Annotated in this window: 11 protein-coding genes and 4 tRNA genes; 8 read left to right on the top strand and 7 right to left on the bottom strand. The window is 51.4% G+C overall.

The annotated features are described in order from the left end of the window. Positions 1-101: 101 nt before the first annotated feature. The 6 genes from thrP to QUF14_RS23175 all read left to right on the top strand — a co-directional run bounded on the left by thrP (position 102) and on the right by QUF14_RS23175 (position 3,408). Positions 102-1,487, top strand: coding sequence for a bifunctional threonine/serine APC transporter ThrP (thrP, locus tag QUF14_RS23150; RefSeq protein WP_000774737.1), 1,386 nt, complete (start codon positions 102-104; stop codon positions 1,485-1,487). Positions 1,488-1,589: 102 nt separating this feature from the next. Continuing rightward, positions 1,590-1,666: transfer RNA gene (locus tag QUF14_RS23155), tRNA-Arg, on the top strand. 58 nt (positions 1,667-1,724) lie between these two features. After that, positions 1,725-1,800: transfer RNA gene (locus QUF14_RS23160), tRNA-His, on the top strand. Positions 1,801-1,820: 20 nt separating this feature from the next. Beyond that, positions 1,821-1,907 (top strand) — tRNA-Leu (locus QUF14_RS23165). 42 nt (positions 1,908-1,949) lie between these two features. Beyond that, positions 1,950-2,026: transfer RNA gene (locus tag QUF14_RS23170), tRNA-Pro, on the top strand. A gap of 146 nt (positions 2,027-2,172) precedes the next feature. Then, on the top strand, positions 2,173-3,408 hold the full coding sequence (locus tag QUF14_RS23175) for an anaerobic sulfatase maturase (protein WP_000941504.1): 1,236 nt from the start codon (positions 2,173-2,175) through the stop codon (positions 3,406-3,408). Positions 3,409-3,582: 174 nt separating this feature from the next. Here QUF14_RS23175 and aslA read toward each other — a convergent pair whose 3' ends face one another. The 5 genes from aslA to hemC form a co-directional block, all read right to left on the bottom strand. Next, positions 3,583-5,238 carry an arylsulfatase AslA gene (aslA, locus tag QUF14_RS23180; RefSeq protein WP_000395858.1) on the bottom strand — a complete coding sequence of 552 codons (1,656 nt, stop codon included), beginning with the start codon at positions 5,236-5,238 and terminating at the stop codon, positions 3,583-3,585. Between the two features lie 678 nt (positions 5,239-5,916). Then, positions 5,917-7,113, bottom strand: a complete 1,197-nt coding sequence (hemY, locus tag QUF14_RS23185) for a protoheme IX biogenesis protein HemY (protein ID WP_194881475.1) — start codon at positions 7,111-7,113, stop codon at positions 5,917-5,919. A 2-nt stretch (positions 7,114-7,115) separates the two neighbouring features. After that, positions 7,116-8,312 (bottom strand): uroporphyrinogen-III C-methyltransferase, encoded by a 1,197-nt coding sequence (hemX, locus tag QUF14_RS23190; RefSeq protein WP_286333086.1) that lies wholly within the window; start codon positions 8,310-8,312, stop codon positions 7,116-7,118. Between the two features lie 21 nt (positions 8,313-8,333). Next, positions 8,334-9,074: a uroporphyrinogen-III synthase gene (gene hemD, locus QUF14_RS23195; RefSeq protein ID WP_000026079.1), complete on the bottom strand. Its 741-nt coding sequence runs from the start codon at positions 9,072-9,074 to the stop codon at positions 8,334-8,336. After that, on the bottom strand, positions 9,071-10,012 hold the full coding sequence (gene hemC / locus QUF14_RS23200) for a hydroxymethylbilane synthase (protein ID WP_001303155.1): 942 nt from the start codon (positions 10,010-10,012) through the stop codon (positions 9,071-9,073). The genes hemD and hemC overlap by 4 nt, the downstream gene beginning before the upstream one ends. 386 nt (positions 10,013-10,398) lie before the next feature. On the opposite strand from hemC, the gene cyaA reads away from it, so the two are divergent. Next, the gene (gene cyaA, locus QUF14_RS23205; protein ID WP_100733797.1) at positions 10,399-12,945 is read left to right on the top strand and encodes a class I adenylate cyclase; all 2,547 of its coding nucleotides are present in this window, start codon (positions 10,399-10,401) and stop codon (positions 12,943-12,945) included. Between the two features lie 39 nt (positions 12,946-12,984). On the opposite strand, the gene cyaY is transcribed toward cyaA, so the two are convergent. Further along, positions 12,985-13,305, bottom strand: coding sequence for an iron donor protein CyaY (gene cyaY, locus QUF14_RS23210; RefSeq protein WP_000999947.1), 321 nt, complete (start codon positions 13,303-13,305; stop codon positions 12,985-12,987). Positions 13,306-13,352: 47 nt separating this feature from the next. Further along, the gene (locus tag QUF14_RS23215) at positions 13,353-15,380 is read right to left on the bottom strand and encodes a hypothetical protein (protein ID WP_024211977.1); all 2,028 of its coding nucleotides are present in this window, start codon (positions 15,378-15,380) and stop codon (positions 13,353-13,355) included. A 188-nt stretch (positions 15,381-15,568) separates the two neighbouring features. Between QUF14_RS23215 and lptM the strand changes: the two genes are divergently transcribed. Further along, on the top strand, positions 15,569-15,772 hold the full coding sequence (lptM, locus tag QUF14_RS23220) for an LPS translocon maturation chaperone LptM (RefSeq protein WP_000799889.1): 204 nt from the start codon (positions 15,569-15,571) through the stop codon (positions 15,770-15,772). The last annotated feature ends 24 nt before the right edge of the window (positions 15,773-15,796 follow it).

A 15,796-nucleotide genomic window follows, 5' to 3' on the forward strand; every position in this document is an offset into this window, starting at 1 on the left:
TTTGCCATTTCTCCTGAATTACGAAAACATTCGCAACACTCGATGTACCCATAACGATAACCGGTAACACCGGAAAGCATGCAAACACAACACGAGGATTTATGGCAGATAACAAACCAGAGCTACAGCGTGGGCTGGAAGCTCGACATATCGAACTCATCGCCCTGGGGGGCACCATTGGCGTCGGCCTGTTTATGGGGGCCGCCAGTACCCTGAAATGGGCCGGGCCATCCGTATTGTTGGCCTATATCATCGCCGGGCTGTTCGTCTTTTTCATCATGCGTTCAATGGGCGAAATGTTGTTCCTCGAACCGGTTACCGGTTCGTTCGCCGTTTATGCGCATCGTTATATGAGCCCGTTTTTTGGCTATCTCACCGCCTGGTCTTACTGGTTTATGTGGATGGCGGTGGGGATCTCAGAAATCACCGCCATTGGCGTTTATGTCCAGTTCTGGTTCCCGGAGATGGCGCAGTGGATACCCGCATTGATCGCGGTGGCGCTGGTGGCGTTGGCGAATCTGGCGGCAGTGCGGTTGTACGGCGAAATCGAGTTCTGGTTCGCGATGATCAAAGTCACCACGATTATCGTGATGATTGTCATTGGCCTGGGCGTAATTTTCTTTGGTTTTGGCAATGGCGGGCAGTCGATTGGTTTTAGCAATCTCACAGAGCATGGCGGTTTCTTTGCGGGTGGCTGGAAAGGGTTCCTGACCGCATTGTGTATTGTGGTGGCGTCCTACCAGGGCGTGGAGCTGATTGGCATTACTGCCGGTGAAGCGAAGAATCCGCAGGTGACGCTGCGCAGTGCCGTAGGCAAGGTGTTGTGGCGTATCCTGATTTTCTACGTAGGCGCGATTTTCGTTATCGTCACCATCTTCCCGTGGAATGAAATAGGCAGTAACGGCAGCCCGTTCGTACTGACTTTCGCCAAAATCGGCATTACCGCAGCGGCGGGTATTATCAACTTTGTGGTACTGACGGCTGCGCTCTCTGGCTGTAACAGCGGCATGTACAGTTGTGGACGTATGCTCTACGCACTGGCGAAAAACCGTCAGTTACCGGCGGCAATGGCGAAAGTTTCCCGTCAAGGTGTTCCGGTTGCAGGCGTGGCGGTATCAATTGCTATTCTGTTAATTGGCTCATGCCTGAACTACATCATTCCCAATCCACAGCGTGTGTTTGTCTATGTCTACAGTGCCAGCGTGCTTCCGGGGATGGTGCCATGGTTTGTGATATTGATAAGCCAGCTGCGTTTTCGTCGTGCGCATAAAGCGGCGATTGCCAGCCATCCGTTCCGCTCAATCCTGTTCCCGTGGGCCAACTACGTAACAATGGCATTCCTGATTTGCGTTTTGATCGGCATGTACTTTAATGAAGATACGCGTATGTCGCTGTTTGTCGGCATCATCTTTATGCTGGCGGTGACGGCAATTTATAAAGTTTTTGGGCTTAATCGCCACGGTAAAGCGCATAAACTGGAGGAATAAGCAGCAAAACGCACAAACCGTAACCAAACGCGCAATTTATTTAAAAAGGGACTAGACAGAGGGGTGGGAAGTCCGTATTATCCACCCCCGCAACGGCGCTAAGCGCCCGTAGCTCAGCTGGATAGAGCGCTGCCCTCCGGAGGCAGAGGTCTCAGGTTCGAATCCTGTCGGGCGCGCCATTTAGTCCCGGCGCTTGAGCTGCGGTGGTAGTAATACCGCGTAACAAGATTTGTAGTGGTGGCTATAGCTCAGTTGGTAGAGCCCTGGATTGTGATTCCAGTTGTCGTGGGTTCGAATCCCATTAGCCACCCCATTATTAGAAGTTGTGACAATGCGAAGGTGGCGGAATTGGTAGACGCGCTAGCTTCAGGTGTTAGTGTCCTTACGGACGTGGGGGTTCAAGTCCCCCCCCTCGCACCACGACTTTAAAGAATTGAACTAAAAATTCAAAAAGCAGTATTTCGGCGAGTAGCGCAGCTTGGTAGCGCAACTGGTTTGGGACCAGTGGGTCGGAGGTTCGAATCCTCTCTCGCCGACCAATTTTGAACCCCGCTTCGGCGGGGTTTTTTGTTTTCTGTGCATTTCATCACTCTCCCTTCGCAATAAACGCCCGTAATCACTCATTGCTACACGGTATGATTTCGCCCTTAACGTATTGAAGGATGACTTCGGGCAAGGAGCGACCATGCTGCAACAGGTTCCAACGCGTGCTTTTCATGTGATGGCGAAACCAAGCGGTTCCGATTGTAATCTGAACTGTGACTACTGTTTTTATCTCGAAAAACAATCCCTTTACCGCGAAAAGCCAGTTGCGCATATGGACGATGACACGCTGGAAGCGTATGTCCGTCACTATATCGCCGCCAGCGAACCCCAAAACGAAGTGGCTTTTACCTGGCAGGGCGGCGAACCAACGTTACTCGGGCTGGATTTTTACCGACGTGCCGTGGCGCTACAGGCGAAATATGGTGCTGGCAGGAAGATAAGTAACAGCTTTCAGACTAACGGTGTGCTGCTCGATGATGAATGGTGTGCATTTCTGGCAGAAAATCATTTTCTGGTTGGGTTATCGCTGGACGGTCCGGCTGAGATCCACAATCATTATCGCGTGACCAAAGGTGGCAGACCCACGCATAAGCTGGTGATGCGTGCCCTGACGCTCCTGCAAAAACATCATGTCGACTATAACGTGCTGGTCTGTGTCAACCGCACCAGCGCGCAGCAACCGTTACAGGTTTATGATTTTTTGTGCAATGCAGGCGTTGAGTTTATCCAGTTTATTCCGGTGGTGGAGCGCCTGGCTGATGAAACAGCTGCCCGCAATGGACTGAAATTACATGCGCCTGGTGATATTCAGGGGGAACTGACAGAATGGTCGGTGCGCCCCGATGAGTTCGGTGAGTTTCTGGTGGCAATTTTTGACCACTGGATCAAACGTGACGTCGGCAAGATTTTCGTGATGAATATCGAATGGGCGTTTGCCAATTTTGTCGGTGCGCCGGGTGCGGTTTGCCATCATCAGCCGACTTGTGGACGCTCGGTGATTGTCGAACACAACGGCGACGTTTACGCCTGCGATCACTATGTTTATCCGCAATATCGACTGGGGAATATGCTTCAGCAAACAATTGCAGAAATGGTAGATTCCCCGCAGCAGCAGGTGTTTGGAGAAGATAAATTTAAGCTGTTACCGGCGCAGTGTCGCAGTTGTAACGTGTTAAAAGCATGTTGGGGAGGCTGCCCGAAACATCGCTTTATGCTCGATGCCAGCGGTAAGCCGGGGCTGAATTATTTGTGTGCCGGGTATCAGCGTTATTTCCGCTATCTACCGCCATATCTTAAAGCAATGGCTGATTTGCTGGCGCACGGTCGCCCGGCCAGCGACATTATGCAGGCGCATTTGATGGTGGTGAATAAGTAAAAAAGCAGCCATTTTGTGGCCGCCTGCGGTTGATTGCCGGATGCGATGCTGACGCATCTTATCCGGCCTACAGGACGCTGCAATTTATTGAATTTGCAAGGCTTGTAGGCCGGATAAGGCGTTCACGCCGCATCCGGCAAGGTCAGTGTGGCCCGATGTAGCGATAGCGCCGGCTTAATCAGATTTAATCTGCGCGCGCGGCGGATATTTTTTCAGGATCTCCATATACGCGTGCATTTCGGTCTGTAGCGGTACACCCATTGGGATATGGCGCACGCCGATAGAGTCGCTTTCCTGCGGATCGGTGTACAGGTTAAACACCGACGATCCCGCCGTTTGCATTACTGTGCCGGTGAATCCACCCTGATACCCGCTCTGGGTATAAGCGTATGGCTGTTGGATGAGTACGTGATATTTAAACTCATCCATACGCACAGCAGAAAGTTTGCCGTTGAGGAAGTAGTGCTCGGCCTTACGGTTAGACTGACCATTTGTTCCCAGGAAGAAAGATGTCTGGTCCACACCATCAATAAAGGTGGTTTTCGGCACTAAATTCGCCACTTTCGCTCCAGGATGTCCTGCCAGATCCAGCGCCGTAGGGAAGAGATCCGCCAGATCGACAATACCGTCAGATTTACGCGGTTGGATCATCCCTTTCCAGTAAACGAAGGTTGGCACACGAACGCCGCCTTCCCATGTAGAACCTTTCGCACCGCGGAACGGCGTGCGACCGTGCGGCGGAACTTCAGCTTCCGGACCGTTATCAGAGGTGAACACAATCAGCGTGTTATCAAGCTGACCGTTTTTCTCCAGTGCTTTATACAGATTGGCGAAGATATCGTTCATCTCCACCATGCAGTCGCCGTAAGAGGTGCGCGCCGGAGAGCTACCCGCATATTTGGCGTTCGGGTAGTTATCGAAGTGACAGCCGCGAGTGCCATAGTAGAGGAAGAATGGCTTATCGCTCTTTGCCATCTTGTCGAGGAACTTAACGCCATATTCCATCCAGCGTTGATCCAGATCTTCCATATATTTCGGCGTAATGTCGGCAATGGCTTCCTGTTCACCGCCGCGCACGGCATGAACGTCATCTTTGCTGAACGGCAGTTTTTGGATGTATTCAGAACGATCCGGGCTCAGGGCGACTTCCGGGTTGACATGAACATCACGCCATTCGGTATACATATCAGATACCGAGTTAAAGCCGCGGAAATCATCAAAGCCAACGTTCTGCGGCTGCGACTCTTTGTTTTCCCCCATATGCCATTTCCCGATAGCCTGGGTGACGTAGCCCTGATCGTGCAGCAACTGTGGCAGCGTGGTTAACCCTTGCAGACCGCCCGGCTGCCCGTACATTGGCGGCATCAGAATGCCGTGGTGGATGGAGTATTGTCCGGTGAGAATCGTGGCGCGGGTTGGGGAAGAACTCGGTTGAGAATACGCCGAAGTTAAAATCAGCCCCTGGCTGGCAACGGCGTCGATATCTGGTGTAGGGTTACCCACCGCCACGCCACCGCCGTTAAAGCCAACATCCATCCAGCCCACATCATCCAGCAAGAAAACAACCACGTTCGGTTTCTTACCGGTTTTTTTCTCAAGTTCTGCCAGCTTCTGCTGGGTTTCTTTGTCTTGTGCAGGATGCTGCATCACCGGCATCATGTTGTCGGCAATAGTGGTCGCCGGTTTAACCAGATACTGGTTTGGGTGATCGTATCCGGCAAAGCCTTTGCGTGCGGTGGCGGTTGACGGGGTATCTGCTGCGCTGGCCATGAGTGGAAGAGCGGCGGCGACAGCCACAACAAGAAGTTTGGGTGAAAACGAAAATTCCATGCAAAATGCTCCGGTTTCATGTCGTCAAAATGTTGACGTAATTAAGCATTGATAATTGAGATCCCTCTCCCTGACAGGATGATTGCATAAATAATAGTGATGAAAATAAATTATTTATTTATACAGATAATGAATTGGAAAATCAGGAGAGCGTTTTCAATCCTACCTCTGGCGCAGGTGATATGTAAGGCGGTGATGTTATATCGCGTTGATTATTGATGCTGTTTTTAGTTTTAACGGCAATTAATATATATGTTATTAATTGAATGACTTTTATTATTCATTATATATATGTGTAGAATCGTGCGCAGGAGAAATATTCACTCAGGAAGTTATTACTCAGGAAGCAAAGAGGATTACAGAATTATCTCATAACAAGTGTTAAGGGATGTTATTTCCCGGTTCTCTGTGGCATAATAAACGAGTAGATGCTCATTCCATCTCTTATGTTCGCCTTAGTGCCTCATAAACTCCGGAATGACGCAGAGCCGTTTACGGTGCTTATCGTCCACTGACAGATGTCGCTTATGCCTCATCAGACACCATGGACACAACGTTGAGTGAAGCACCCACTTGTTGTCATACAGACCTGTTTTAACGCCTGCTCCGTAATAAGAGCAGGCGTTTTTTTATATATCAGAAAGGCCCCGGAGGTGCTTGCCTCCGGGTGAGAAAGAGCTACTGTGGCGGGTTGTTCTGCAACGTTAACATCAAGCCATCGCGACGCATCGCTGCGGCTTCTTCCGGCTTGTGCAGTCTGTCCAGCGCGTCGGCAAGCCATGCGTAATCGTAGGCGTCCGGACGTTGTTTCAGCGCCGCGCGGAAGGCGAGCGATGCTTCCTGCCATTCGCCGTGCTTCATCAGCGACTGACCCAGTGTGCTCCACAACAACGGGCGATCGCCCACGTTTTTGATCTGTTGGCGCAGCACTTTTTCCAGCTGTTCCGGGTTATTGGTTTTCAGACGCGGGATCGGCAGCAGTAGGCGATCGTCATACTGGCGTTTCAGGCCGTCGATGATAATTTGCTGGGCAGTATCATGATCGTCACATTCAATAAGATGTTCCGCCATTGCCACCTGTAACGCCACCTGATGACGCGTTTTCCGGCTTTGGTTTTTCCACCAGTTACGCAAACCTTCGCTACCGTTATCGGCACGCGCCTGATCCATCAGGCCAATCCATGCCTGTTGTTCCAGCATTGCACGATGCTCTTCATCGCCAACGTGGGCTTTTGCCATTGATGGGATGATATCCAGCAGCGAACTCCATGCGCCAGTGCGGATATACGCCTGTTCCGCCAGACGTAATACTTCCGGATGGCGTGGCGTAACTTCCAGCAGCTTATCAACGCCGTGACGTGCTGCATGGTTTTCATTACGGGCCAGTTGCAGACGTACACGGGTGATTTCTACCGGAATTGTGTCGTTGCCGGCCAGCTCCGCTGCGCGTTCCAGATGTTGGTTGGCGCGGGCTTCATCACCGCGTTGTTGCGCGGCTTCGGCAGCCAGCAGATAGTTCACCACCGGTTGTTCAGCGTGATCGGCATTTTTCGCCATCAGCTTTTCAACTTGCTGATAATCGCCTTCCGCTAGTTTCAGCAGCGCCTGTTCGGTCTGCTTACGGGCACGGCGACGCTTACGTCCGACAAACCACCCACGGGTGTGTGCGCCTGTGCGGAAGATCCGCCGCAGTAGCCACTCAATGGCAAACAGCACTACCATCGCCAGAATCAAAATAATCACGAGGCCCGTGACGCTAGTTTCAATATTGTAGTTGTCGGTCTGGATCAATACGTAACCCTGATGACCGGCAATCATCGGGCCAACCACTATCCCCGCAATCAGCAACACAAAGAGCAATAACACTTTTAGCATGGTTATTCTCCTTGCGGCGCGGCTGCCGGAGTATCAGCTTGCGGTGCAGGTGCAGGTGCAGGTGCAGGTGCAGGTGCAGGTTTAGCCTCTGCCGCTGGTTGCGCCAGCAGATTGCGCACGCGCGTCTGCATCAGTTTTTCCAGCATCGCCTGGCTTTGCAGGGTTTCCGGGAGATCCATCGAGATATTTTGCTGGCTTAACTGGTCCACCTCGTCGAGGAACGCTTTGGTGGTGGCATCATCAGTATCGTAATAAGCACGAACCCAGGTGGAGACGTTCTCCAGTGCCTGGCGGTAAGTCTCTTCCTGATGACGCGGTACGGCTTGTGCCGCGACCAGCAGGCGGGAGCGAATATTTTCGCGCAGATAGATATCCTGATTCGGCGCTAACAGCGGTACGGCGGTGTCATCACGACGGCGAATCGTAATGAAGTTGTCCATAAAGTTCTGCCAGCTTTTTTGCAGATTGATACGCCATTCGCTGAGGGAACTGGAAAGCTCTTCACCGTCGGAATCCATCGGCGAACCATCGCTATCATTATCGGCCAGACGCAGATTATCTACCTGATTAGAAAGCTGATTCAGCTTAAGGATGATGCCGTCATAATCCACCTGCGATACCGCAGAAAGGCTGGCGATATCATCGGTAATTGCCCGGCGAACGGTAATCAGACTCGGGTCATTCATATCCGCCAGGCTGGCATCTGCACTTTTCAGCAACGCTGCAGCGGTCGTGACGTCCTGATCGCTCCACAGCTTCCGTCCGGCGAGTTTCACCAGGAAATCAGCCTGAGCCAGCAGCCAGGTTTTAGCATCGCTGCCGGAAATAGTCGCGACCTTTTGTTGGACTTCATCCAGCTGTTTTGCCAGCGTTTCTTGCTGACGATTCGCTTGCTCAAGCTGTACAGCTTGTTGCTTGATAATGCCTTCCAGCTCGGCTTTTTGGCTCTCCTGGGCTTTTTGCATTGCCGTAAGTTGGTTAGCCAGGGCATCGCTGGTGGCAGTCTGATTGACGGCCTGTTGTTTACCCCAGCCATACAAACCGACGCCCGCCGCCAGAGCAATAGCGATAGCCACCGCGCTGAGAATCAATGCGGTGTTGTTCTTGCTCTTTTTTTCTGTTGCGACAGGTTGTGACGTGGTGTCCACGGCCTCCCTGGTCTCTTCAACCACGGCGGAGGTTTTTTCTTGTTCCGTCATTATGGCTTCCTGTTATGAGAGTTATTGTAATGCCCGTAAAAGCGCATCGTTGTCAGCGTTATCGGCGACCTTAATGTCTTGCCAGCCCAGTTCCCGGGCGAGTTTCGCCAGACGCTCACTGACGACTAAAAGTCGACAGCGTAGTAACCAGTGCTCACGATACCATTGTGGGATCAGCGACCAGAGTTGCTGTAACATTTCACCGCTGGTAACAACGACTGTCGTTACCTCGCGGGATTGCCAGCGCATCGCTTCTTCTGCACCATCGTAATGGATTGCGCATCGTTGATAACATTCACAAAAAGTGACTTCAGCGCCGCGCGCCGTCAGGGTATCCCCAATTAGCTCACGACCGCCATTGCCACGTAATATCAGCGCACGTTTGCCCGCAATATTTTGTAATTCAGGTAATTGTAGCAAGACTTCGCTGATTTCCCGATCCTGCGGGTAGAGAATCTTCTGTCCGCTTACGGTGTGTAGCGCCAGTGCGGTGGTCCGTCCAATGGCAAAATAAGTGGGTAGGTGGGGCCATTTACGCTCTTGCTGATGCAGCTGTGATTGGGCAAAAGCAACCGCGTGTTGCGAGAGGGCAAACAACAGATCGCTCTCTCCCAGCGCTGCCAGTTGATCGGCAAGTTGCGGTAATTGTCGACCCGGAGAAAACTCAATCAGCGGAAAATGCCAGGCCACCTGCCCCAGTGTGCGCAGACGGCTCACTAACTCTTCTCCTGCGGGAGACGGGCGGGTGACCAGGATACTCATGCCGGGGCGTCTCCGTTATAGACTTCAGCAAGGATCTCGCGCGCGCCGTTATTCAGTAGCTCTTCTGCCAGCGAAATCCCCATTTGTTCGGCATCTTGCGGCGCACCGCGGCGTTCACCGCGAATAATCTGCGAACCGTCCGGCGCGCCGACCAACGCACGCAGCCAGATTTCGCCATCAATAAGCTCGGCGTAGCTACCAATTGGCACCTGACATCCGCCTTCGAGACGGGTATTCATGGCGCGTTCTGCGGTAACACGCAGTGCAGTTTCGTGGTGATTCAGAGCGGCAAGCAGCTCGCGAGTGCGTGTATCATCAAGGCGGCATTCAATACCTACCGCACCTTGCCCTACTGCCGGAAGAGAAATCTCGGGTGGCAGTGCGGCGCGAATGCGTGACTCCAGACCTAAACGTTTTAGTCCGGCTACGGCAAGAATGATGGCATCGTATTCGCCGTTATCCAGTTTGCTCAGGCGAGTGCCGACGTTGCCGCGCAGGGAGCGGATAATCAGGTCCGGGCGGCGTTCAGCCAGTTGGCACTGGCGACGTAAACTGGACGTCCCGACGATACTGCCTGCCGGTAACGCATCCAGACTGTCATAGTTATTGGACACAAAGGCATCGCGAGGATCTTCACGCTCGCAAATGGTGACCAGCCCCAGACCTTGCGGGAATTCAACCGGCACATCTTTCATTGAATGTACGGCGATATCGGCGCGATTCTCCAGGAGCGCGACTTCCAGCTCTTTTACAAATAAGCCTTTTCCGCCTACTTTCGCCAGCGGCGTATCAAGAATCACATCGCCGCGCGTCACCATCGGTACCAGTTCAACGACCAGGCCCGGATGGCTCGCCATCAACTTGTCTTTGACATAGTGTGCCTGCCAGAGTGCAAGTGGGCTTTGGCGTGTGGCAATTCTTAAAACATTGTCTAACATGCTTGTTACCGTCATTATCATCCGTGGTCCATCCTAACATCCTTGCCAGAGCGATGTCAGTGTTGTGGTGAAACGTAGACGCCTGCGCAAACCGTAAAATGAGGTCTGGCAGTGGATCCTGACAGGCGTTTCACGCCGTCGTAATAAGGAATTTACAGAGAATAAACGGTGCTACACTTGTATGTAGCGCATCTTTCTTTACGGTCAATCAGCAAGGTGTTAAATTGATCACGTTTTAGACCATTTTTTCGTCGTGAAACTAAAAAAACCAGGCGCGAAAAGTGGTAACGGTTACTTTTGACATACGAAATATCCCGAATGCCGCGTGTTACCGTTGATGTTGGCGGAATCACAGTCATGACGGGTAGCAAATCAGGCGATACGTCTTGTACCTCTATATTGAGACTCTGAAACAGAGACTGGATGCCATAAATCAATTGCGCGTGGATCGCGCGCTTGCTGCTATGGGGCCTGCATTCCAACAGGTCTACAGTCTACTGCCGACATTGTTGCACTATCACCATCCGCTAATGCCGGGTTACCTTGATGGTAACGTTCCCAAAGGCATTTGCCTTTACACGCCTGATGAAACTCAACGCCACTACCTGAACGAGCTTGAACTGTATCGTGGAATGTCAGTACAGGATCCGCCGAAAGGTGAGCTTCCAATTACTGGTGTATACACCATGGGCAGCACCTCGTCCATAGGGCAAAGTTGTTCCTCTGACCTGGATATCTGGGTCTGTCATCAATCCTGGCTTGATAGTGAAGAGCGCCAGTTACTACAACGTAAATGCAGCCTGCTGGAAAGCTGGGCCGCCTCGCTGGGCGTGGAAGTTAGCTTCTTCCTGATTGATGAAAATCGCTTCCGTCATAATGAAAGCGGCAGCCTGGGGGGCGAAGATTGTGGCTCCACCCAGCATATACTGCTGCTTGACGAATTTTATCGTACCGCCGTGCGTCTCGCCGGTAAACGTATTCTGTGGAATATGGTGCCGTGTGACGAAGAAGAGCATTACGACGACTATGTGATGACGCTTTACGCGCAGGGCGTGCTTACTCCTAATGAATGGCTGGATCTCGGCGGCTTAAGCTCACTTTCTGCCGAAGAGTACTTTGGTGCCAGCCTTTGGCAGCTCTATAAGAGTATCGATTCCCCATACAAAGCGGTGCTGAAAACACTGCTGCTGGAAGCCTATTCCTGGGAATACCCGAACCCACGTCTGCTGGCGAAAGATATCAAACAGCGTTTGCACGACGGCGAGATTGTATCGTTTGGTCTCGATCCGTACTGCATGATGCTGGAGCGTGTTACTGAGTACCTGACGGCGATTGAAGATTTCACCCGTCTGGATTTAGTGCGTCGCTGCTTCTATTTAAAAGTGTGCGAAAAACTCAGCCGTGAACGCGCCTGTGTAGGCTGGCGTCGTGAAGTGCTAACCCAGTTAGTGAAAGAGTGGGAATGGGACGATGCTCGTCTGGCAATGCTCGATAACCGCGCTAACTGGAAGATTGATCAGGTGCGCGAGGCGCACAACGAACTGCTCGATGCAATGATGCAGAGCTACCGCAATCTGATCCGCTTTGCGCGTCGCAATAACCTTAGCGTCTCTGCCAGTCCGCAGGATATCGGCGTGCTGACGCGTAAACTGTACGCCGCGTTTGAAGCATTGCCAGGTAAAGTGACGCTGGTAAACCCGCAGATTTCGCCCGATCTCTCGGAACCGAATCTGACCTTTATTTATGTGCCGCCGGGCCGGGCTAACCGTTCAGGTTGGTATCTGTATAACCGCGCGCCAAATATTGAGTCGATCATCAGCCATCAGCCGCTGGAATATAACCGTTACCTTAATAAACTGGTGGCGTGGGCATGGTTTAACGGCCTGCTGACCTCGCGCACCCGCTTGTATATTAAAGGCAACGGCATTGTCGATTTGCCTAAGTTGCAGGAGATGGTCGCCGATGTGTCGCACCATTTCCCGCTGCGCCTGCCTGCACCGACGCCAAAAGCGCTCTACAGCCCGTGTGAAATTCGCCATCTGGCGATTATCGTTAACCTGGAATATGACCCGACAGCTGCGTTCCGCAATCAGGTGGTGCATTTTGATTTCCGTAAGTTGGACGTCTTCAGCTTTGGCGAAAACCAAAATTGCCTGGTAGGTAGCGTGGACCTGCTGTACCGCAACTCGTGGAACGAAGTGCGTACGCTGCACTTCAACGGCGAGCAATCGATGATCGAAGCCCTGAAAACTATTCTCGGCAAAATGCATCAGGACGCCGCACCGCCAGATAGCGTGGAAGTCTTCTGCTACAGCCAGCATCTGCGCGGATTAATCCGTACTCGCGTGCAGCAACTGGTTTCTGAGTGTATTGAACTGCGTCTGTCCAGCACCCGTCAGGAAACAGGGCGCTTCAAGGCGCTGCGCGTTTCTGGTCAAACCTGGGGGTTGTTCTTCGAACGGCTGAATGTATCGGTACAGAAACTGGAAAATGCCATCGAGTTTTATGGCGCTATTTCGCATAACAAACTGCACGGCCTGTCAGTGCAGGTTGAAACCAATCACGTCAAATTACCGGCGGTGGTGGACGGCTTTGCCAGCGAAGGGATCATCCAGTTCTTCTTCGAAGAAACGCAAGACGAGAATGGCTTTAATATCTACATTCTCGACGAAAGCAACCGGGTTGAGGTGTATCACCACTGCGAAGGCAGCAAAGAGGAGCTGGTGCGTGACGTCAGTCGCTTCTACTCGTCATCGCACGACCGTTTTACCTACGGCTCAAGCTTCATCAACTTCAACCTGCCGCAGTTCTATCAGATTGTGAAGGTTGATGGTCGTGAACAGGTGATTCCGTTCCGCACCAAATCTATCGGTAACATGCCGCCTGCCAATCAGGATCACGACACGCCGCTATTACAGCAGTATTTTTCGTGATGAGCGTGCCGGAAAGCGAGGCTTATCCGGCATGCAATCTTAGCGGAAACTGACTGTTTCACCGGCCTGCTGCGTTGCCGCCTGTTCCAGCAAATCCCAGAAGGTTTCACCGCTACGGTCGCAAATCCATTCGTCACCTTTCAGATCAAAATGGTAGCCGCCCTGTTTGGTTGCCAGCCAAACCTGGTGCAGCGGTTCCTGACGGTTGATAATGATTTTGCTGCCATTTTCAAAGGTAATGGTCAGCACACCGCCGTTGATTTCGCAGTCGATATCGCTGTCGCCATCCCAGTCGTCCAGACGCTCTTCAATGGTCAGCCACAGTTGATCAGCCAGGCGATGAAATTCACTGTCGTTCATTGTTGTATCCTGTTTTTAAGTGATGGCGGCAGTATAGCGGCATGGTGTCAGGGCTTCAAAGTTTGCCCGTCTGCTGCTGCGTTCCGGCACGATTCCTCCGTCACCGGAATAATAATGTCGCTGTTATGAATTTCACGGACATTCTTTTCTCTGACGTATGTTTTCGCTGGGCAGGGGGAGGGTGTGCGATAAAGCTGATCGTCAATCCAGGTGTAGACATAGCTATCGTCATAAGCAAAGCGCTCCGTTGCTATCAGCGCACCGCTGCTGGTGAATACCTGCACATCCTGTTTTTGTCGGGTACTTTGCAGAAAGTAATGACGCTCCTTGCCCGTATTTATCGGTTTATTTTTGATGGGCAAAGATGACTCCAACTCTATGATTTCGAGCCGATCTTCTCCAAAATGCGAGCGCCTGACGACGTAGAGTTGGTTTTTGTACTGTGCAATACGTTCGGTAATCAGATGAAACTTTTTTGGATCAATGCCTTCCAGGTAATGCCACTCACTCCATTGCAGGTCGGGTGAAAGCGCTTTTCGCCAGCCTACTCCCGATTTATTTACGATAAATGAAGATTCATTGTCCCCATCTTCGTATGCCTTGGCGGGTTTTAAAGAGGATGTGTGCTTGATGCCAGTGGGAGTAAATGAGCCATCTTTCATTATCTCACCGTCCAACTGGCTAAGGCTGACGTTCAGCCAGTCGTCTTTAGCGGCTTTGATACGTGCCGCTTTGGGATATTGCGTAGGGTAACGCCAAAGCTGCGCACCATCGAATGCATAAACGTAACGATCGTCGCGAGCAAACCATTTTTTGTAATGCGGGTTATTGCCACGGTGTGCATCTGCTTCATTCGGCACACGGTAGTCCAGCAGTATCAGTGGGCCAACGGATTCAAACATCTGTAAACCGTCTTTCTCATGTCCGTCCCAATTTGTTGATCGGGTGAGTAAATAGCCATGATGCCTTCCGGCATTAAAACGTTTATTGATGATCAGATTCGGGTTATCCAGGGTGATGATCTCCAACTGATTTTCACCGAAGGGGGTCTTACTGATTGCATACAACTTGTCCTGATACTGCGCCACGATGTCACTGATCGGGTGAAACTGCTCCGGGTCGAGACTGGGTAATTCTTCCTGCTCACAATCTGGCCCCTTGCGCCAGAACACCTTTTTTTCTAACAGCGTAAAGTTGTCACATTGCCGGGATATATCTTCATTCCTTGCCAAACGAACCTGATCAATGACTTTACGATGCTCGCCGTGTTTATCACGCCAGCTAAACAGGGTGCCGGGCATCCAGCGAACGACAGAAAAATTGTCCGGATCGGCATCCAGTTGCTCTCCATTGATCAGCAACTTTGTTCGTGTGCGGGTAAGCATATCCCACGGGCCAAAGGGGTAGGCAATGCAGGGAAAAAACGTTGAAGCGAATTTCCCTTGTTGACCCCAGGATTTTTGCGCGATCACGGAAAAACTCTCTGGGTTATCAAAACGGTGCCCATCGATATAAAGAAAATGCGCGTCACGTAGCACCAATCCCAGCCGATCAGGCATCCAACGGCTACCTAATCCTACTTTGCGCAGCGTTTTTTCATCGACGCGTTGCTTGCCGCCATTTTCATCTGTCCGTTGGCCTTTGTAATAAATGCTGTTTTTATCGACGGCAAAATCGCCCCATGAATGGAACGAGGCTACATCGACCGGTGGATAATCAGATGGATTTTGTACAATCTTGCCCGCATAAATGACAAAACGGCCATCGCTAAAGTAAGCATAATTTGGATACCAGGCCCATGCGCCCTGATCAATATAATCGGTGGTAAGGTCGTTTAACGGCGGTTCTTTTTCCCCATCGTCCTGGGTGTCAGGAGCAATGAATAAATCAGGTAAACGACGCAGTCGCTGGTAATTTACTTCCGGTAACGAAAGATTTGTCTCTTCATTAGGGCGCAGGTATACCACGCCTTTTCCCTGTTTCTGGTAAATATTATGATCAGGTTCACCGAGCGAGCATCCCCACGCTGACGGAACTAAAAAAGACAACAAACAAACCACATTGCGATAGTGCATAAAGCCATCCTGGCGCGAGGTGCCGATCACGAAACTACCAGCAAAACATAAATCACCACGTGTAAGCGTTATACTCGCAGCAATTCCTCATTTTTCAGACTTCATAAAGAGTCGCTAAACGCTTGCTTTTACGTCTTCTCCTGCGATGATAGAAAGCAGAAAGCGATGAACTTTACAGGCAATCCATAATGAAAAACGTGTTTAAGGCACTCACTGTATTACTTACTCTCTTCAGCCTGACGGGCTGCGGTCTGAAAGGTCCGCTCTATTTCCCGCCTGCAGATAAAAACGCACCGCCACCGACCAAACCGGTAGAGACGCAAACGCAATCCACGGTGCCGGATAAAAACGATCGCGCCACTGGCGATGGTCCATCCCAGGTGAATTACTAAAAGTCAGTTTCTGTACCCGCGTGA

Origin of the sequence: Escherichia sp. HH091_1A (genome assembly GCF_030295175.1) — a bacterium.
Classification (GTDB): Bacteria; Pseudomonadota; Gammaproteobacteria; order Enterobacterales; family Enterobacteriaceae; genus Escherichia; species Escherichia coli_F.